Origin of the sequence: Sphingomonas sanguinis, from assembly GCF_001476905.1 — a bacterium.
GTDB lineage: Bacteria > Pseudomonadota > Alphaproteobacteria > Sphingomonadales > Sphingomonadaceae > Sphingomonas > Sphingomonas sanguinis_B.
Genome location: NZ_LDTE01000025.1, coordinates 43822 through 63242, shown reverse-complemented (window position 1 = coordinate 63242; position 19421 = coordinate 43822). Strand labels below are relative to the sequence as shown.

14 protein-coding genes and 1 tRNA gene are annotated in these 19421 nt (G+C 65.8%); 4 read left to right on the top strand and 11 right to left on the bottom strand.

The window, feature by feature from the left end; all coding sequences use genetic code 11:
- Positions 1–438 precede the first annotated feature (438 nt).
- From SB4_RS05350 to SB4_RS05340, 3 genes are all read left to right on the top strand, one after another.
- Positions 439–744, top strand: coding sequence for a hypothetical protein (locus SB4_RS05350; protein ID WP_058751728.1), 306 nt, complete (start codon positions 439–441; stop codon positions 742–744).
- A gap of 63 nt (positions 745–807) precedes the next feature.
- Positions 808–1326: a hypothetical protein gene (locus SB4_RS05345; RefSeq protein WP_058751727.1), complete on the top strand. Its 519-nt coding sequence runs from the start codon at positions 808–810 to the stop codon at positions 1324–1326.
- A gap of 59 nt (positions 1327–1385) precedes the next feature.
- The gene (locus SB4_RS05340; protein WP_153006080.1) at positions 1386–1874 is read left to right on the top strand and encodes a hypothetical protein; all 489 of its coding nucleotides are present in this window, start codon (positions 1386–1388) and stop codon (positions 1872–1874) included.
- A 116-nt stretch (positions 1875–1990) separates the two neighbouring features.
- Here the strand turns inward: SB4_RS05340 and SB4_RS05335 are convergent, their stop codons facing one another.
- From SB4_RS05335 to SB4_RS05290, 10 genes are all read right to left on the bottom strand, one after another.
- Positions 1991–3853: a site-specific integrase gene (locus SB4_RS05335; protein ID WP_058751725.1), complete on the bottom strand. Its 1863-nt coding sequence runs from the start codon at positions 3851–3853 to the stop codon at positions 1991–1993.
- A 224-nt stretch (positions 3854–4077) separates the two neighbouring features.
- Positions 4078–4154 (bottom strand) — tRNA-Pro (locus SB4_RS05330).
- 60 nt (positions 4155–4214) lie between these two features.
- Positions 4215–4706 (bottom strand): nucleoside deaminase, encoded by a 492-nt coding sequence (locus SB4_RS05325; protein WP_058751724.1) that lies wholly within the window; start codon positions 4704–4706, stop codon positions 4215–4217.
- 53 nt (positions 4707–4759) lie between these two features.
- Complete coding sequence (locus SB4_RS05320) at positions 4760–6640, bottom strand: glycoside hydrolase family 2 protein (RefSeq protein WP_241488492.1); 1881 nt, start codon at positions 6638–6640, stop codon at positions 4760–4762.
- 65 nt (positions 6641–6705) lie between these two features.
- Positions 6706–8022, bottom strand: coding sequence for an alpha/beta hydrolase family protein (locus tag SB4_RS05315; protein ID WP_241488491.1), 1317 nt, complete (start codon positions 8020–8022; stop codon positions 6706–6708).
- Entirely contained in the window at positions 8022–10328 is a 2307-nt protein-coding gene (locus SB4_RS05310; RefSeq protein WP_241488490.1) for a TonB-dependent receptor, read from the bottom strand. The genes SB4_RS05315 and SB4_RS05310 overlap by 1 nt, the downstream gene beginning before the upstream one ends.
- A gap of 143 nt (positions 10329–10471) precedes the next feature.
- Entirely contained in the window at positions 10472–12856 is a 2385-nt protein-coding gene (locus tag SB4_RS05305) for a glycoside hydrolase family 31 protein (RefSeq protein ID WP_058751722.1), read from the bottom strand.
- A complete protein-coding gene (locus tag SB4_RS05300; protein ID WP_058716067.1) occupies positions 12853–14118 on the bottom strand; it encodes an MFS transporter in 1266 nt (421 codons plus the stop codon). Before SB4_RS05300 ends, SB4_RS05305 begins: the two co-directional genes overlap by 4 nt.
- A gap of 130 nt (positions 14119–14248) precedes the next feature.
- Complete coding sequence (locus tag SB4_RS05295) at positions 14249–15823, bottom strand: glycoside hydrolase family 43 protein (protein WP_058751721.1); 1575 nt, start codon at positions 15821–15823, stop codon at positions 14249–14251.
- Positions 15820–17061, bottom strand: a complete 1242-nt coding sequence (locus tag SB4_RS05290; RefSeq protein WP_153006079.1) for an MFS transporter — start codon at positions 17059–17061, stop codon at positions 15820–15822. The genes SB4_RS05295 and SB4_RS05290 overlap by 4 nt, the downstream gene beginning before the upstream one ends.
- Positions 17062–17174: 113 nt before the next feature.
- On the opposite strand from SB4_RS05290, the gene SB4_RS05285 reads away from it, so the two are divergent.
- Positions 17175–18215 (top strand): LacI family DNA-binding transcriptional regulator, encoded by a 1041-nt coding sequence (locus SB4_RS05285; protein ID WP_082669986.1) that lies wholly within the window; start codon positions 17175–17177, stop codon positions 18213–18215.
- Between the two features lie 207 nt (positions 18216–18422).
- Here the strand turns inward: SB4_RS05285 and SB4_RS05280 are convergent, their stop codons facing one another.
- The gene (locus SB4_RS05280) at positions 18423–19418 is read right to left on the bottom strand and encodes a glycoside hydrolase family 43 protein (RefSeq protein ID WP_058716070.1); all 996 of its coding nucleotides are present in this window, start codon (positions 19416–19418) and stop codon (positions 18423–18425) included.
- Positions 19419–19421: the final 3 nt, after the last annotated feature.

Sequence of the window (19421 nt, the reverse complement as noted above, 5' to 3'; positions counted from 1 at the left end):
GATTGGGTTTGGACCCTAAGTCCCGCAACCATACGCACCCCCGTGTCGGGCGATGCATCGGCTTCCCCAGCCGGCGGCACCGCCCCGTGAAACGAGGCGGCGCCGGCCCGTGAGCCGGAAGTTGATAACTCGCTCTTAGACGAGCGCGCACGCCTTTAGGCGCCCGAAAGCGCCCTGGACATACGCGTGCGCCTCCCGGCCGAAACTGGTTCGGGCCGGGCCACGGCTACTAAGAGCGAGGTTATCACGCCTCGGTCCGCCTGATGGCGAACGACACCGGTGTAAGCGGAACCCGTCAACGAACCAAGTCCCGCTGTGCAGGGACGACGTTCGGGTTGCTGCTACATGCGGCAAGCTGCGGCGCTTCCGTCTGAACAATATGACGTATTTCGAGATGCTTACCCTCTCCAGCATCGACAATCTGCTGGAGGAAAGAAAATGAAGCGACGCCTTCCGTTGGTGTTCCGCGTGAGCGCCATCCTGCTGCTGACCGCCCTGATCGCCGGGCAATGGTGGCAACGTCAGCCCGCCGGCAGCATCGCCGGCTGGGTACCGGCCATGGCCGAAGTCTATTGCCCGGCTGCCGCGATCCATCGCTCCGGCACCATTGCGGACAGCGCCCGCACGTTCGACGACTGGGGCTATGCCGTGATCGGCAACGCCATCTTTCGCGATGGCCGCGACCGCTGCCGCGTGAGGAAGGGAAGATCGGGCGGGGCCGAGCGAAGCCCTGGCGAGAAATGAAAATCGAAGGGGCCTGATCCGGACCAGCCGGTCCGGGGATCATGCTGTTGCGCAGGTACCCCCATGCATTCGACTATCCATGACACGCTGCCGACGACCTCGGTCGCGCTCATCACCTATATTCTGACCGCACTCGCTCCCGACGAGCCGTACCCCTATGCGGGCAACACCGGCCTGCCGGGGGGCGTGGAGTCGCTCGAGAACAACCTGATCGTCGTGGCGACCCCGGTCGCCGAGCGTCTCTATGACGACGCAGTGATGCGCTGTGCCGCGACCCGCAAGCGTGACGTCGTGCTGGTGCGGCATGGATTCCACCCCGAAATCCTCGAGCCGGTGCGGGCCGATGTCGCGCTGCACTCGGTCACCGGACCGATCCTGGTGCCGGATCTCAGCTTCTTCCGCGATGCCGATGGCGGCCTGCACCTCGTGCCGGCGCGTCCGGACCTCTTCGTCGGGATCACCCGGCACGGATTGGAGGTGTCGATGCCTGCTCCCTGGAACAGCGGGTGGGAGCGGGTGACCGGGCTCGAGCGCGCCGCCGCCGAGATCGTCCGCGCCTGCCGGCGGACAGAACAGGGTTGAGATCAGCGAACACGAGAATGTGCCCCCGGAAATGGGGGATGAAACAAGGAGATATCGAGATGAACACCCCGACCTTCGAAGCCGCCGTCACCCGCGCCGTCGTTAAGCTGCTGCTCGGTGCCCGCAAGCTCAAGCCCGGTGTTGCCATCACCGGCGGCGATCCGCTCGAGATCGAGGACCAGATCAAGATGGGTCGTCACGCGGTCGAGACCGACGCCGACGTCCTGCACCTCGAATATCGCACCGGATCAAACCCGGCGCTGACCGGGATCACGATGTTCCTGCCGCGCGATGGCCGCTGCCATATCCAGAGCGGCTGCCGCCTGTGGGTGTCGAAGGCGGGCAACCGTGGGCTGATCCTGCCGCAGGACCATGTGCGCGGGCATTTCCGGCTCGCTCCTCGTGAGATCGTGCACATCGACGGCAAGCCCGCCGCCGATCTGAGTGAGGGCATCGAACGCGCCAGCACGTGGCTGACCCGGCAGGTCATGCGGCCGGGCGTCCAGTATGACGACGCGCAGTGCACGCTCTGGGCAAAGGCCGCCTGACGGATCGCGTCGAGGTCTATCACCCTATATGGACGAGCCAGCCAATTCGGACACCCGCTCGAAAATAATAATAGCGGTCTTGCCCGAATATGGCAGCTCCTCCGATATGCCGACACTCACTTTAACCGCACCTTCGCGGTTCGCGTACGATGCTGCCGGCGCTCGGGCGGCCTTAGCCGAATGGGGAGCGTCGCAGGGATGTGCGCGGTCAGCGGCGTCAGCAACTTCAGGGCATCAAGCTTGAGGGAAAGCTCGGCTTCCTCGTCATAGGTCCTTGCGGTCTCCGTCTCGCCCTCGTGGCCGAAGATGTCGCACCGCACTTCGCTGGGAACACGCCCTTTCATGGTCGTCGTTGCCAAGCCGCGGAAGCTGTGGACGTCCTTGTCCTTCCATGCCCCGCCGACGCGATGCCGCCATGACGTGCCTTCGGGGAAAGCCCAGTCCCGCAACGGCCTGAACACGGACTTGTAGAACGTCCCGGCGAATGTCGTGGAGTTCGGCGACTGCATCTCAGGAAACAGCATGGTCGATCCTGCGGCGCGCATCGCCTTCACATAGTCGATAAAGCCCAAGCGGATCAGTTCGGGATGGATCGGCAGCCGTCGAATCGACTGGATGTTCTTGAGCGAGCGATCCTCGGTATATTGGATCAGAAAATAGGGGATAGGGTCTTGTTCGAAGACCTCGGCCAAGCCCAGTCCGGCAAGCTCTGAACTGCGACCGCCATAAAGTGGGAGCATCAACGGCAGCCAGTACCAGGCGTCATGGAAGATTTCGGTTCCGGGTTTGAAACGCCCACCGATACCGGCGCACCCGGTCCAGATCGGCGCAGACAAAAGCGTGGCGACTTCCTGCTTGGTCCAATTGGCGCGCTTGTCCCGGTCTCGCTTGCGCTGCTTGCGATCGGATTTGCCAAGGCCGGCCCGCGCAACCTTGAAGGACAGCGGCTTGGCCGGTCGATGCGCCTTGGGGTCATCCTCTTCGCCCGCCGCATGGGCCAGGACGGCAGCCACCCATGTCAGATGCTTGTTGATGGTGACCTGACTGATGCCGATCTGGGCGGGGTCCATGCCCTTCGCCCGCTCCAGGCTGGCGGCGATGCCACCCGCCTGTTCCTCGCGGGTACGGCCCCAGCGGTTCGGCAATGCTCGGCACAGGGTCGTGAAGGCGCGAACATGGGATTGGTCCAGATCCTCGATGAAAGCGTCGCCGCCGCAAGCGTGATCGAACAGGCGGATGGCGGTCCGCACCTGCTTGATCGAATCCGTGTCCCAGCCGCCCTCCTTGCTGTACGCGACGATGCAGTCCTCAGCCGCATCGACGATGCGTTGTTTAGGTCGCTCGGGCTTTGACGACGGTGCCGAGGGCGGCGCCGGCGTGACGATGTCATCCGAGAGTGGTTCTGTAGGCGCAGGGCGCGTGTCTTGTGGCGCGATCTGCTCGAAGGCGAACGGCGCGTCGTCCGCCAACGCGTCGTCTACCCATGCGGCCGTCTCGTCTTCGATGTCGGGCAGCAGCGCCGTCGCTTCTCGGCAGGCGGCTGCCCGCGCGGCGCAGATCGTCTTGCCCATACGGGCGACATTGTCCTGCGTCGGCATGATGCCGAACACGGTGGTGTAGCTGTCGATCTGGGCCTTGGAGACGGGGTCGTTGTTCTGGAATTCGAACACCAGATCGGCGACCTGCTTCGCGTGCGCCGGCGACCAGCCTGCCGCGATCAGGCGGTCATGCTCGTCCAAGGTCCATTGCGCGCCGACCCCTTGGCGGCCCAGAAATCCCCAGGCCTCGGCATAGAGGCTGTTGATCGACGCGTGATGGTCGGACGGCGCGGTGGTGCCTGCCTGATCTTCCAGGATGCGCTGCAACTGCCAGCGGAGCGCATCGCTGAACACCTTCTTCAGTTGATCCGGCCTCATCCCCGTCGATTGGCCATAGGCCATGCGTACCCCCTCGACCGCCACGTTCAGGCGATCGGCCATACACCGTGCATGTTTATAATTTCCCGTTCGAAGGGAAAAGCACAGGGGCACGTGGGTGCCCGCCACCGTGATCTTGCGCCGCCAATGATAGCTGCCGCCGCGCAGCTGCAGGTTCCGTAATCCCATTCCGTCACCCCCAATGGGTACAGCGATGGGTACAGCCGTGGGTACAACTATTCCCGATCGCCACTTAGGCGACGTAAAATCAATGACTTAGGTGCGGATGGTCGGGGAGACAGGATTCGAACCTGCGACATCCTGCTCCCAAAGCAGGCGCGCTACCAGACTGCGCCACTCCCCGACAGGGGGTTGCCCTTAGGGGAAGCGGGGGGGACGGTGCAAGGCCTATTTCGGGCGAAGGTTACAGGTTGGCCTGTTCGTCCTCGGGCAGGTCGGCATCGGGCGGATAATAGAGCGCTGCGCATTCCTTGCGCAGGCAGCCGCCTTCGATCACGATATCGTCGCGATAGGCGTCGGCGATGAAGCCTAGCGTGTCGACATGTCGAGCCTCGAAATACATGGAGTGGACGTCGTCGCGGCCCGCGCCGTATACGACCCGCCCGACCTTGGACCAGATCGACGCCATGGTGCACATGCCACAGGGCTGCAACGTCGAGTAAAGCGTGGCCCCGCGCAGTTCGAGTTCGCCCTCCCCTTCGCAGGCGCGGCGGATCGCCATCATCTCTGCATGGGCGGTAGCGTCGGGAAGCTCCTCGGTCTGGTTACGCTCGGCGGCAAGGACCCGGCCGTCCAGCACGATCACCGAGCCCAGCGGCGAGGTCGAGGGATCGGCCCCCTTCGACCGTGCCACCTCGATCGCCATGCGCATCCATTTTTCGTCGTCCTGGGTCATGGCGGTCTTAACGCCCTCACCCCGCTTTCGGGCTCAAGCGTTTGAAATCCGGTCTATCGCTGACCCACCTTCGTACCGTAGTAATCGCTGAGCACGCCGAACGCCTCCTTGCGCTGGCCGGTTTCGGAGATCAGGCCCTTGCGGTTCCACCCCTGTTGGAAATCGGGGTTCTGGCGGCGGGGTGAGCGGAAATCCTTCAAGATCCACGGCGACATGCCGCGCAGGGTCGGCACGCTATCCGCCATGTTCAGCGTCGCGCGGTAATAATCGGCCTGATACTCCTCGGAGAATTTCTGCTTGTTGGCGGGATCGTGGAAGCCCGCCCGGGCATCGGCGCCGAATTCCGAGAAGATCAGCGGCTTGTCGGCGGGGACCCGCCATTCGCTACGCGCCAGATCGGCCAGGCGATCCTGCGAGTACCAGCCGTTATAGGTGTTGATCGCCATGACATCGAGCACCCCGGCCAGCGGATCGGCCAGCGTCATCACAGGGTGATCGGCGCTCTCGTCCCGCTCGACCAGCAGCGCGGCACTGACCAGGCGCGTATCGTCCAGTCGCCGGACATCGCCGACCAGCGTCCGCAGGAAGATGTTGCGGGCATCGGTCACCGGCGTCTCGTTGGCGACGCTCCAGATCGCGATCGAGGCCCGGTTGCGGTCGCGCAGAATATTCTCGGCCAGCATGGTGCGGGCGCGGTTCAGCGTGTCGGGGTTGGACCAGGCGACGCGCCAATAGACCGGCACTTCGCTCCACACGATCAGGCCGAGTTCGTCGGCCAGCCGCACCGTCACGTCGGAATGCGGATAGTGCGCCAGGCGCACGAAATTGCCGTGCAGCCCGTCCTTGATCTCGCTCAGCAGCGCGCGCGAGGCAGCCGGTGTCATTGCACGGGTCGGGTCGACACCCAGTTCCTCCTCGTGCATCGAAATGCCGCGTAGGAAGATGGGCTTGCCGTTCAACAGGATGTCCGCGCCGCGCCGCTCGATCGTGCGAAAGCCGATCCGGTCGCGCCACTGGTCCTCGCCGGACGCAATCGCGACGTCATAGAGCTTGGGTCGGTCCGGCGACCAGCGGATCAGCGCGCGCGGTGCCGCCATGGTCGCGCGCCAATTCCCGTTCGCGTCGGTGGTCCCTGCCTGGTCCAGCCCTAACTCCGCAATGCGCAGGCGCACGGCGCGGTTCGTCGCCTCCGGCCCGTCGAGATGGACGTCGACCGCCATCTTGCCGTCACGGGTCAACCGGACCCAGGCATCGTCGACATAGGTATCGGGCGTCGCAATCAGCCGCACCGGCCGGGTGATGCCGCCATAATTCTCCCAGTCGGTGACGGGGGGCGGCACGGTCGCCTCGGTCGCCTGGCTGTCGACGCCGACGGTGATCTGGTTCTGTCCGTCGCGCAGCAGCCGGGTCACGTCGAAGGCGAAGGGCGTGAAGCCCCCCTCGTGCCGCCCGACCTGCTTGCCGTTCAGATAGACGATGGTGGCGTAATTGGCCGCGCCGAAGCGCAGGAAATAGCGGCCCTTTCGTACCGGGGGTGCCGCGAAGGTCCGCTGATACCACATCAACCCGTCATAGTGACGTAGCTCGGGGGCCTGGGTCAGCCAGGAAGACGGCAGCGAGGTCAGTGGCGAATGGGCCAGGTCGAATTCGTAAAGGACACGACTGTCCTTCGCCATCGCTGCGCGGATATCGACATCGCGCCAGCGCTGCTGCCCCGCATCGGGCATGCCGCCATGAAAGCCCGATATGCCGGAGCGGAACGGATCGATCGAATAATGCCAGGGTCCCGACAGGTCGGTGCCGTCGCGCATATCCGCCGAGGCCAGCACCGGGCCGGGCGACGGCGGCGCGCCGGGGGTGACGGCCTGTGCGGCCAGCGGTCCGCCGTACAGCGCCAGCATTCCGGCCAAGATGCGGGTCCAATCCCTTGCCATGATCCCGTTCCTCTCCCTGTTGTCGCCGACCTTAGTCGATATGCCCGCCCGCGCCAGAGCGGTGCTCAGGGAGCGGGCCGATACTCAAATGTCATGCCGACCGCGCGGCCCGGCTGGAATCCCTTCCACACCGTCGAGGCGGGCGGACCGGGACTATACTGAGCGACCCGCCCGACCGGCGCGCCGGGCCAGCGCCCCGCATCCGACTGAACCGTCAGGCCGTTCAGATAGGCGTCCTTGTCCAGCTCGCCTTTCACGTAACGGTCGAGAAAGGCGGTGACGAAATGCGTCTGGATGGGGAGCAGCCGGTCCTTGCGCCACACCGCATCCTCGAACCAGTCCATGTTCCAGAAACGCTGCCGCATGGCCGGAGGCGCAGCGACCAGCGCGATGCTATGCCCCGCCTGTTGAAACGTCAGCAGATAGCGGGGCGAAGGAGCAGGCGTCGTGAACAGCGCGCGCACCGCATCATGTCCGACCACCCGATCATGATCGCCGACGACGATCAACGTCGGAGCCGTGATCGCGCCCACGCCCTTGCCGGTCCAGATCGGCACCTCGCCGAAGCGCGCGGCGGGCGACAGGGCGACGATCGTCTTCACCCCCGGCACCGCCAGTTCGCCCGCCTTCGCACCACCCGCCGCATAGGGGCCGAGAACGCCCCGGCTCAGCCCCGCCATCGCCGGGTTGATCGGCGCGCCGCCCACGGTCAGTACGCCATAGCCGCCCATCGAATAGCCGATCAGCGCAGTGCGAGCCGGATCGGCCGAAGCGAAGATGCCATCTCGCGCACTGGCGCGCTTCTGGGCTTCATGGGCGACGAACGCGATATCCAATGGACGCCGCGCGATCGGGCCGGCGCGGGCGGCATCGGTGCGGATGCTGATCGGCGGATCGCGAAAGGCTGGCGCGATGACGACATAGCCCTTGCTCGCCAGGTTCTCGCCCAGCCAGGATAAAACTTCGGGCGTGTTGCCATAGCCGTGGGCCAGTATGACGAGCGGGAAACGCCCGCCCGCGACCGGTCGGTCGGCCGACGCCAGACCCGGCAGGTCGAACGGAACGTCGCGGCCGTCCTCGCCCGACAGCGCAGTGTGATAGGTAATCCTCTGCCCGGCCGACGCTGCCGGATACCAGATGACGATCGGCAGTTCACGGTCGACGATGGCGGGTCGATCCGTGCCCTGGAGCGGATCGGCCTGCCCCGGCTGAACGAAGCGGGTCCGCTGCACCCCGACCGGATAGCGGCCCAGCCGTGCCAGCTCGGGCGCGTCGACCGGTGCCCGCGCCGGGACTTCGACCGGCGTCTGTTCCTGGGCGATCGCGGCGGCGGCCAGCGCCGCCATCGCCACCATGCCCGCCGCCGCGACCGTGCGCCGCATCAGAAGTTGAAGCCGAGACGCAGGCCGCCATAACGACGGAAGTCACGCGGCAGGACCGCCTGGGTCGCAACATTGTTGCCGAAATTGCCCGCCGTGTTCACCAGCGACCCATAATATTGCTTGTCGAACAGGTTGTTGACGAAGGCGACGAGTTCCCAGCGGCGGTCCTCGTCCCGCACGCCCAGGCCGACATTGACGATGCTGAAGGCGGGCTGGAACGTCTGCGGATCGCGCGCCTGGAAGTAGAGGCTGCTCTGATACTGCCAGTTCACCTGCGCCACGCCGCGCAGATTGGTGGTCAGGTGCGGCGAATAGTCCAGATTGGCGTTGAACTTCCACTTCGGCGCCTGGATCGCGGTCGTGCCGGTCAGGTTTTGGCTGGCGGGCGAGCCCGTGCAGCCTTGCGCGGCGGTCTGCAACGGATAGCACTGCGCCACGCCGAACTGGGTGTACTTCGCGTCCAGATAGGTGACCGCACCGCCCAGGTTGAACTCATCGCTGAAGCGCATCGAGCCCTCGAACTCGATACCCTTGGTGTTGAGCTTGCCGACATTCGTCAGCCGGTAATTGGAGGTGCCGTCGGCCAGCGTCTCGATCGTCTGGGCCTGAAGATCGCGGTAGTTGGTGTCGAAGAAGGTGACGTTCGCGGTCAGGCGACGGTCGAGGAACTGGCTGCGGATGCCCAGTTCCTTGTCGCGCGACCGCTCCGGCTTGATCGGCCCAGCCAGCGCGCGGTTGCGGTTGAAGCCGGTCGTCAGGTCATAGGTCTGCCCCTTATACCCGGTCGCATAGGTCACGAAAGCATTGACCGTCGGGCTGAAGTCATAGCGCAGTGTGCCGCGATAGGTGCCCGCCGTGTCGCTGGCATGACCCGCAAAGGACGTGCCCGCCAGATTGTCGCGGAAGGTGTAGGACACCCGCTCGTTCTGCACGCGCCCGCCGCCGGTGAAGGTCAGGTCGGGGACGATCGTCCAGTCCACTTGCGCAAAGGCCGCGACCTGGCGCGACTGCGAGGTGGCGTACCAGTTGGCGAGCGAGAAATACGGCCCGCGCTGGAACGGGCGGTTGAACTTCACATTCGCGCCGTACAGGCCGACCGTATAGCGGAACGGCTGGTCGGCGTCCGACTGGAGCCGGACTTCCTCGGTCACCTGCTCGGAATTGAATATGCCGACCTGGGTGTTGTTGCCCAGATTGCCCGGCGCCGACGTATCGTCATGGTCGAGATAGTCGTTGAGGTGGAAGCGGTCATAGGAGCTGATCATGACGAGGTTCAGCTTGCCGATGCCGAACTCGCCGCGAATGTAACCGCCGCCGCCTTCATAGCGGGTGCGCGAGTCGTAATTGTTGCTGATATCCTGGTTGGTCGGGCTGACCGCGACACCGGGGAGCACGACCGCAGGGGTCAGCCCCGCCGTCCCGCGCAGCCGTGCATTGGTGCCGAAGGCCAGGAAGGGACGACCGACCGTGGTGTTGCCGTTGACGTAATTGCCCGAGACGGTGAGCGCGGCAGTGTCGGTCGGTTCCCAGCGGATTTTGCCGCGCAAATTCAACGTCTCGCGGCCATTGACCCGCTTGCCGTTGAACAGGTTGCGGATATTGCCGTCCCAGTCGTTATATGCCGCCGAGACGACATAGCCGAGTTGCTCGTTGATCGGGCCTGACACACTGAAGTTCACGCCGCGCTCACGGTCGGTCGTCGCCACCGCATTGGCGCGGACGCGCAGTTCCGAGGTCGGGTTGCGAGTGATGAGGTTGACCAGACCCGCCGAGGCCGACTTGCCGTACAGCGTGCTTTGCGGACCGCGCAGCACCTCGATCCGCTCGACATCGGGCAGGTCGGTGAAGGCGCGCGCCTGGAAGGCCAGCGGCACTTCGTCGACCAGCACCGCGACGCTCGACTCCACGCCGATACCGAAGGCAAAGGTGCCGACGCCGCGCAGCGAGATGTTGGAGTTCTGCGGCTGCTCCGCCGGACGGACGACCAGCGAGGACGAGACCTTGCCGATGTCGGTGAAGTTGCGCACACCGGCCGCGGCAAGCTGGGCGGGGGCGACGACCGAGACGGCGAGCGGCACGCGCTGGACGTTCTCGGCGCGCTTGTTGGCGGTGACGATGATGTCGCCCGCGCTTACCGGTTCGGGAGCGACTGCGGAGGTCGGACCGCCGGGGGCACCCTGGCTATCCTGGCTCAGCTTGGCCTGATCGGCTGGCGGCGGGGTATTCTCTTGGGCGGAAACCTGGGTCGTGGCGGCCAACGACACGATCAACGCGGTCGCGGCCACGGTGGAACGCAGCATCTTCATAATCCCCTCCTCTGCAGCCGGTCTGGGCCGGTCTTGCTGTCAGAAACCCAGCATACCAAATGGTCTTACCAATGCAATGGGCTTATTTGACCCATGAAAAGCCTTGCCGGCCTTCTGCAAAGCTTTGCCAAAAAGCGTGACCTTTACATCACAATGCGCACGCCCCGCCGCCCGTCATGCTCGACCGGCGTGCCCGCCCCGCCCTGTACGACCAACTGACGCGCATCGCCGGGCGGCAGCAACAGGGTGATCCGCTCGCCCTCGCCCGCCTCACAGGTCACCGTGACTACGACCCGTTCCGCATCGGCCTGGCCCGTCAGATCCCAGCGGCGAACGGGGCCATGGCCATCGCCCTGATCGTCGACTCCCGACCATTCGAGCGCGCCAGACGCGGGCGGGAAAAGCCACAGGCCCCGCTCCATCGGCTCGGGCTGCCAGCCGCCGCGCGCCAGATCGACCAGCATCGCCGACCCCGCTCGTGCCAGCAACGGCGGCGGCCCGTCGAGCGGCGCAGACAGCCGAGCCGTCTCTCCTCCGGCGAACCGCGCGCCCGTCCAGACATCGACCCAGTCGCTCCCGACCGGCAATCGGACAGACCGGTTCTCGGCTCCTTCGTCTATCACCGGCGCGGCAAGGATATCGGGGCCCAGCATATGCTCGTCGCCTTCACCCCATGCCTGCGGGTCGTGCGGGAAGTCGAGCCAGAGCGGCCGCACCATCGGCTCATACTCCGCATGATATCGGTGCAGCAGATCGTAGAAGAACGGGATCAGCGTCTGGCGCAGCGCCATCAGCCGATGGATGGCGGGCAACACCTCCGGGTACATCCAGGGCTCGTTGACCGTGCGGTCGTCGTTCCAGCTATGGATGCTGAAGCGCGGCATCAGCACGCCCGCCTGGACCCAGCGGACCAGCAGTTCCGGCGACGGCGCGGGGCCGGAGAAGCCGCCGACGTCATGGCCGCTGTTCGACACGCCCGACAGCGCCAGCCCGATCGACTGGCGCGCATTGTAGCGGATGGTCTTCCACTCCGTCCGGTTGTCGCCCGACCAGGTCTGCGCATAGCGATGCAGTCCCGCCATGCCGGAGCGGGTGACGACATAGGGCCGCGTCTCCGGCCGTGCGGCGATCTGCGCTTGGCGCGAGGCGCGGGTCATCAGGATGGGCTGGACCGGCCGCATCTCGGCGGCGGGGCGGCTCTGGCCGAAGCCATGGACGCGGGCACGGGCGTCCCACAGCTCATATTCGTTATTGTCGTTCCACGTCGCCTCCATGCCATGGTCGAGCAGCGCGGCGGTGACCTGATCGCGCCACCAGGCGGCCGCTTCGGGCTTGGTCATGTCGATATAGCTGCCGACCTCGTCCCAGAATTGCGCCTCGACCGGAGTGCCATCGTCGTCGGCGACGAACAGCCCGGCCGCCGCTACCGCGTCGTAAAGCGGATGGCTGCGCAGCAGGGCGGGCTTGATGTTGGGGACCAGCCGCACTCCCGCCTCGGCATAGGAGGCGATGAAGGCGGCGGGATCGGGGAACTTGTCGCGGTTCCAGTGGAAGACGTACCGCTTGTCGCCGATCGAGGTATAGCCCGACGACAGGTGGAACGAGGTGCAGCCCAGGTCGTGCTGCTCGCATAGCGTGAGGAAACCCGCCATCTGCGCCGCCGCATCGGGCGCATCGGTATAGGTCATGGTCGACCCCGAATAGCCGAGCGACCAGCGCGGCATCAGCGCAGGCCGCCCGGTCAGCCAGGTGAAGCGCCGCGTGACACTGCGCGGATCGGGCCCGGCGATGATCCAGCGATCAACATCCCCCGCCTCGGCCACGACATGGCGGTAGAGGCCGTGATAATTGTCCAGCTCCTGCCCCAGGTCGAAGGTGACATCGGCGACCGTGTCGTAGAACTCGCCGTGGCAACGCCCCTCGGCATCGGCGACCAGTAGATAAGGGATCGACTTGTAGAGAGGATCGCTCGTCTCGGCGTCGAAGCCCATCGGGTCGACATTGGTCAGGCGGAAGCGCCGCCCCGCCCGATCGGTATCGCCCGTCCGGTCACCCAGGCCGTAAAATCGCTCGCCCGGAACACGCGCCGCATAATGATGCGCCCGGCCGTCCCACCAGCCAAAGTCATAGGCCTGGGTCGGACGATCCTGGGTGATGACGTGCCAGCCCCCCTCGCCCCGCTGTTCCCAGCGGCTGTGCAGCCCGTCGAGCGCGATCGTCACGCGCAGCCGGTCGGTGGCGACGGTCAGCGTGCCGTCCGCTTCGTCGCAGGTAAAATCGGGGCAAGCAAAGCCCGACACGTCCATCCGGTCGCGGCCAGGCTCGGCAATGTCCTCCGCCCCCGGCGCGATGGCCCAGCTGGGCGGGCTGGTCACATACCCCTCGGCCAGCAGCAGCAGGCGCATCACGTCCGCCTCCAGCACGAACAGATGCGCGACCGCACCCGTATCGGCGGTCAGGGTGATGCGTCCCTGGTCGCGCCCGGTCAGGATGAAACGCGGCGGCTGGGACAGGGTGGCGCGCCTCATCGGCCGGGCTCCTCATGGGTGATGGCAAAGGGCGTCAGACGCCGGATGAAGATAATGAGCACCGCCGCGCCGATCAGGTCGAACACCGCCAGTACGGCGAACAACGGCGCATAGCCGACCGTATCCGCCAGCTGGCCGATCAGCAGCGAGAACAGCAGCCCGCCGATCCAGCCCGCCTGGCCGATAAAGCCGTTGGCGGTGCCGACCTCGGCAGGGGCGAAGACGTCGGACGACAGGGTGTTGATGAGCCCCGAGATCATCTGATGCGCAAAGCCGCCGATGCAGAACAGCGCGATCGCCGTATAGGGGCTGGCGGCCAGCCCGATGCACCCCGGCGCGATCATCAGTACCGCCCCCAGCGCCACGCCCGCGACCCGCGACGGGATCAGCGACACGCCGCGCTTCATCAGCCAGGGCGACAGATAGCCGCCCAGGATGCCGCCGACATCCGCCGCCAGGAACGGCAGCCAGGCGAACAGCGCGATCTGCTTCAGGTCCATGCCCCGCTCGCTGGCAAGGTAGAGCGGAATCCAGAAGCTGAAGGTCTGCCAGGCGGGTTCGGCCAGGAAGCGCGGCACCGCGATGACCCAGAAACGGGGGGTGCGCAGGATGTCCTTGGCCTTGGCCCGGCGAACGGGGCCCTTGGGCTTTTCGACCGCGATCATCGCCTTTTCCTCAGGCGTGATCGCAGGATGATCGTCGGGCGAGCGATAGAAGATGTACCAGGCCGCCGCCCAGAAGATGCCGACACCGCCGGTCACCAGAAAGGCGGTGCGCCAGTCGGCCCACAGCGCCACCGCGACCACCACCGGCGGCGCGATCAGCGCGCCGAGCGAGGTGCCCGCATTGAACCAGCCGACCGCGACCGAGCGCTCGCGCGCCGGGAACCATTCCGCCACCGCCTTGATGCCCGACGGGATCGCCGCCGACTCGAACAGGCCGAGCACGCCCCGGAAAAACGCCAGGCTCAGCCAGCCGATGGCGAGCGCATGGAGCATGTTCGCCGCCGACCAGGCCAGGCCGAACAGCGCGAAACCGGCGCGCAGACCAAAGCGATCGATGAACGCCCCCGCCACCGGCTGCATGATGGTATAGGCCAGCTGAAACGCACCAACGACATAGCTGTATTGCTGTGTCGACATATGGAGGGCCGACTTCAGCTCGGGGGCCAGCACGCCCAGCGAGTTGCGCGCCAGATAATTGGCGATCGTGCCCGCACAGATCAGTGCTACGATCCACCAACGCAGATTGCGTACCCGCACAGGCCGTCACTCCCCTCACCCACCGGGCGATCATCGTCACCCATCTTGGGAGGAGAGCTTAGCGGGGTAAAATAGGGCTGTCCATATTGGTCTGTCCAATCATCGTGACCAGAACCGAAGGCGGCGCGGACTATTCCGAATAATGGAAATGGCGGAAATCGGCATGATGGCCGGTGCCGCTCATATCCTGGCACGCCATGCCGACGAAGGTGCCCGTGAAATTGGGCAATCCGGCCAGCGTCGCTTCATCGGACAGGATGCTGGCATCAAACCTATCCGGCAACCCCGTCCATTCGCCCTGCCCCCCGGCCCGCCAGGCGAAGCGCAGGACATCATGATCGACCGACGCGCGCAGCTCAATGGGCCCGGCGGGTATCGGTGTCGGCGCGGATAGAACGCTCCGCCCTTCCCCCACCGGCAGGACGGACAGGACCTGGAGCAAACGCTCGCCATCGTCTCCGGCCGTGATGTGCAGGAAATGATATTTGGTGCTGTTGTAATAACAGACGATCCCGGCCGCCTGCTGGAAATGCGCGGGCTCGAACTCGACCAGCGTGCGCGCCTCATAGGCAAAGGCCGTCTGGCGGCGCGCGACCAACGCCTGCTCGAAATGGCTGCCGATCGTCTCGCGGCCGAACAGGCGCAGATAACCGGGCCGCTCGGTCAGGCTGAACAGCCGCTCAGGCCGAGGGGTCCGCAGCCATTGGAAGGCAGGCGGCAGGATCAGTCCATCGAACCGGTCGAGCGCATCGACCGGCTGGGGCGATGGCCCCACCGGCGTCGGCTCGGCGCAGCGCAGCCAGCCATCCGCGCCCCATTCCATCCGCTGGATCGCCGTCTCGCGGCCCAGCACACAACGGTCGCTTTCCGGCAAGGGACGGCCACACAGATAGGTCATCCAGGTTTCGCCCTCCGGCGTCTCGACCAGATCGCCATGCCCGGTGCGCTGGAGGGGGGCGTCGGGTGTATCGCGCGCGGTCAGCACGGGACCGTCGGGATGCACCTCATAGGGTCCGAACAGATCGCGCGAGCGCGCCATCACCACGGCATGGCCACGCTCGGTCCCGCCCTCCGCGACCAGCAGGTGATACCAGCCGTCCCGGCGGTAGATATGCGGCCCCTCGGTAAAGCCCAGCGCCGTGCCGTCGAAGATGCGCCGCCGCTCGCCGAGCAAACGCCCCGTGGTCAGGTCCATCTGCTGGATGACGATCCCGGCGAAGCGCTTGCGGTCGGGCCGCTGGTCCCACAACATGTTGAGCAACCAGCTGCGCCCATCCTCGTCATGGAACAGCGCGGGGTCGAAGCCGCTGCTGTTCAGATGGACCGCATCGCTCCACTCGCCGTCGATCCGGTCGCATGATACCCAGTAATTGTGGAAATCGCGCAGCGACGCGCCCTTGGCCCCGTCGACCGTGGTGCGGCCATAGCGCTTCACATCGGTGAAGATCAGGTGGAAGCGCCCGTCGTGATAGCTAAGGTCCGGTGCCCAGACCCCGCAACCATCGGGATTGCCGCGCATGTCGAGCTGGGCAGCGCGGTTCAGCGGCCGGGCGACCAAGGTCCAGTTCACGAGGTCGCGGCTGTGGTGGATCTGGACACCGGGATACCATTCGAAGGTCGAGGTCGCGATGTAATAATCCTCGCCGACGCGCACGATCGAGGGGTCGGGATTGAACCCGCGCAAAATGGGATTGGTCGGGGTCATGCGGGTTTGCGCACCAGAGTCCAGAGGAGGGCCGCACCGGCGAGATCGAGCAGGCCGAGCAGGATGAAGAAGGGCTGATAGCCGACCTGATCGACCAGCGAACCCAGGCTGAGCGTGAACAGCAACACGCCCAGATTGGCCGCCGTGCCCGAGACGCCGGTCGCGGTCGCCACCTGATCCTGCGGAAACAGGTCGGAACAGAGCGTGATGACCGTCACCGACAGCGTCTGGTGGGCAAAGCCGCCCAGACAGAGCAAGGCGATCGCCGCAACCGGGCTGGTCACGCTGCCGACGAACATCATGCCGGTCATCAGCACCGCGCCCAGCGTAAAGGCGCTACGCCGCGCATCGATCAGGTTGATCCCCCGCCGCTGCAGGAACGCGACGACGGCGGGTCCGAACAGGCACCCCAGATCGGCGGCCAGGAAGGGCAGCCAGGCGAACAAGGCGATCTGGGTCAGGTCGAAATGCCGCGCCTGGACAAGGTAGAGCGGCATCCACAGCGACAACATGCCCCAGACCGGATCGGCCAGGAACCGCGCCGCCGCGATTGCCCAGAGATTGCGCCGCCGCAGCAACTCGCCCAGCGGCGGGCGACGGCGATGCCGGGCCAGCGACGCTTCCTGCCCCTCGACGATCAACGCGCGCTCGCGGTCGGACAAGGCCCGATGCCGCTCGGGCGGCGCATACCAGAACAGCCAGGCCAGCACCCAGAGCAGGCCCAGCCCGCCCGCCACGAAGAAGGCCGCTCGCCAGCTGTGATGGAACACCGCCCAGGCGACGAGCGGGGGCGCAAAGACCGCGCCGAAGGACGCCCCGATCTGATAGATGCCGCCCGCCACGCCGCGCTCGCGCGCCGGAAACCACTGGGCGACGACCTTCATTCCCGCCGGTTGCGCCGATCCCTCGACCAGCCCCAGCGCGCCGCGAAGCCCCGCGAACCCCAGCCAGCCGGTCGCGAACCCATGGCCCAGCGTAATCAGCGACCAAACCGCGACGAACAGCGAGAAACCGAACTTCAATCCGAACAGGTCGAGCAGATAACCCGCCACCGGCTGAAACATGATGCCGAACTGAAAGGCGCCGGTGATCCAGCTATATTGCTCCGAACTGATATGCTGTTCGGCCATGATCGCGGGCGCGGCGACGCCCAGGATGCTGCGCGTTAGATAGTTGATGACCATCGCCCCGACGAACAGGGCGATGATCGTCCAACGAATATAGGGAAAACGCCTCACACCCGGCCTTTCAAACTCTGCGGCATCCGTCCGCCCCATTGACGTTTCGCCCCGTCGCGGGGCACGGCATTTTGTAAATACCGGCCCAACGCGCGCGCCGATGACAGGACAGGATGACCGTGACGAACAGCCGACGGCGCCCACGCGGCGTGACCATCATCGACGTGGCCAAGGAAGCCGGTGTCTCGCCGATGACCGTCTCGCGCGTCATCAACGGCGATGCGGGCGTCCGTGACGAGGTTCGCGCGCATGTCCGCGAGGTCATCACACGGCTGAACTACACGCCCAATCTGATGGCGCGCAGCCTGGTCACGTCCAGCGAGACACGGATCGGCGTCATCTATTCCAACCCCAGCGCCGCCTTCATGAGCGAGCTGCTGGTCGGCGTGTTCGAGGAAGCATCGACCCGCGCGGCGCAGTTGTTCCTGCTGAAGGGCGAACAGGGGCGCCCGCCGACGCGTGAGGCGATCCAGGGGCTGATCGACCAGCGTATCGCCGGACTGATCCTGGCGCCGCCGCTGGGGGAGTCGGCGTTCGTGCGCGACATCATCCGCGAGGCGGGGCTGCCCGTCGCGGTGGTCGGCGGCGTGGCACCCGATGCGATCTGCGTGTGGATCGACAATGATCGCGCCGCCTATGACATGACCCGCCACCTGATCGGCCTGGGTCATCGCCGCATCGGCTTCGTCCACGGCAATCCCGATCAGTCGGCCAGTATCGCGCGCCTCGCAGGCTTTCGCCGCGCGGTCGCGGAGGAAGATGGTCTGGAAACCCGGATCGTCCAGGGCGATTTCAGCTATGCCTCGGGCCTGACGGCGGGCGAGGAATTGCTGGAGGCGGATCGGCCGCCGACGGCCATCTTCGCCAGCAACGACGACATGGCCGCCGCGATCGTCTCGGTCGCGCATCGGCGGCATCTGGACGTGCCGGGCGACCTGACCGTGGTCGGCTTCGACGACAGCACCGTCGCGACGACGCTCTGGCCACCCTTGACCACGATCCACCAGCCGGTCCGCGCCCTGGCGACCGAAGCGCTGCAAAGGCTGATCCAGGACATTCGGGGCGGGGTTTCGGCGCCCAACGGCCAGCCGCGTGTCACGGTGCTGGAGCATCAATTGATCGAACGCGACTCCACCGCCCCGCCGCGCGCGTAAATCTATTCCTCCCCTGCAAGGTGAGGTGGCAGGGCGAAGCCCTGACGGAGGGGTGTCGCCTTCTCGATAGCGAGTGGCAGGCCGGATTGCCCCCGGCAATCCTCGAACCCGCGGGGAGGGTTCGGCCTGCCACTCCCCTCCACCATGCTCCGCATGGTCCCCCTCTCCTTGCAGGGGAGGAATGAAAATGACGCCGGAATCCACCCTCTACCGCGCCGATGCCGTAACACCGGCCTGGGTCTGGACCACCGGCTTCATCGTCCCGTCGGGGTTATAATAGAGACGCTCGACCGTCACCGCGCGACGCCCGATCGCGCCGCTCTGGTCGCCGATCGCCAGCGTCGCATTGTGCAGGAACAGGTACGACTTGCCCTTGAAGTCGGCGATACCGGGATGGATGGTGAAACTGTACTTGCCCGATCCCGTCAGCAGCCCGCGATAGGTCCACGGCCCCTTCAGCGACGGCGCGGTGGCATAGGAGACATGTTCGTCCCGCTGCGTCGTCCGATCGAGCGAGGCATAGGTCAGGTAATAGAGCTTGCCCCGCTTGTGCAGCCAGGGCCCCTCCTCGAAATGCGGCGGCGTGATCTCGGTGATCGGGCCGTCGATCTCGATCATGTTGGGTTTCAGCTTGGCGATATAGCATTGCCGATTGCCCCAGGCGATCCAGGTCGTGCCGTCGTCGTCGGTCATCACCGTCGGGTCGATGTCTTCCCAGCTGTGCGTGCCCTTCGGCGTCATCTCGTTGGTGATCAGCGCCGATCCCTTGGCATCGACAAAGGGCCCGGTCGGCTTGTCCGAGACCGCGACCGCGATCGCCTTACCCGGATGGGTATCGTCATGCTCGACCGCGGCGTAGAACCAATATTTGCCGTTCTTATAGATCGCCTGGCTGGCCCAGGCGTCCTTCTTGGCCCATTTGAAGTCCTTCACGTTCATGATGGGCCCGTGCGGCGTCCAGTGGCGCATGTCGGTGGTCGAATAGACCAGCCACTCCTTCATGTTGAACATCTCGTCACGCTGCGCCTCGTCATGCCCGACATAGAGGTACAGCGTGTTGCCCACGACCAAGGGCGCGGGATCGGCGGTAAAGCGGTCGCGAATGATCGGGTTGGAGCCGGGGACGCTACGCGGTGCATCGGTCGCGGCCGCCGTCCCCATCAGCACCGCCAGCAACAGCGGCATCATCCTGCGCGCGTTCATCCT

Excerpts from the sequence above, each read along its gene's own strand:
- SB4_RS05350 (WP_058751728.1), top strand. The coding sequence starts at position 439 with ATGAAGCGACGCCTTCCGTTGGTGTTCCGCGTGAGCGCCATCCTGCTG.
- SB4_RS05345 (WP_058751727.1), top strand. The coding sequence starts at position 808 with ATGCATTCGACTATCCATGACACGCTGCCGACGACCTCGGTCGCGCTC.
- SB4_RS05340 (WP_153006080.1), top strand. The coding sequence starts at position 1,386 with ATGAACACCCCGACCTTCGAAGCCGCCGTCACCCGCGCCGTCGTTAAG.
- SB4_RS05335 (WP_058751725.1), bottom strand. The coding sequence starts at position 3,853 with ATGGCCGATCGCCTGAACGTGGCGGTCGAGGGGGTACGCATGGCCTAT.
- SB4_RS05325 (WP_058751724.1), bottom strand. The coding sequence starts at position 4,706 with ATGACCCAGGACGACGAAAAATGGATGCGCATGGCGATCGAGGTGGCA.
- SB4_RS05320 (WP_241488492.1), bottom strand. The coding sequence starts at position 6,640 with ATGGCAAGGGATTGGACCCGCATCTTGGCCGGAATGCTGGCGCTGTAC.
- SB4_RS05315 (WP_241488491.1), bottom strand. The coding sequence starts at position 8,022 with ATGCGGCGCACGGTCGCGGCGGCGGGCATGGTGGCGATGGCGGCGCTG.
- SB4_RS05310 (WP_241488490.1), bottom strand. The coding sequence starts at position 10,328 with ATGAAGATGCTGCGTTCCACCGTGGCCGCGACCGCGTTGATCGTGTCG.
- SB4_RS05305 (WP_058751722.1), bottom strand. The coding sequence starts at position 12,856 with ATGAGGCGCGCCACCCTGTCCCAGCCGCCGCGTTTCATCCTGACCGGG.
- SB4_RS05295 (WP_058751721.1), bottom strand. The coding sequence starts at position 15,823 with ATGACCCCGACCAATCCCATTTTGCGCGGGTTCAATCCCGACCCCTCG.
- SB4_RS05285 (WP_082669986.1), top strand. The coding sequence starts at position 17,175 with ATGACCGTGACGAACAGCCGACGGCGCCCACGCGGCGTGACCATCATC.
- SB4_RS05280 (WP_058716070.1), bottom strand. The coding sequence starts at position 19,418 with ATGAACGCGCGCAGGATGATGCCGCTGTTGCTGGCGGTGCTGATGGGG.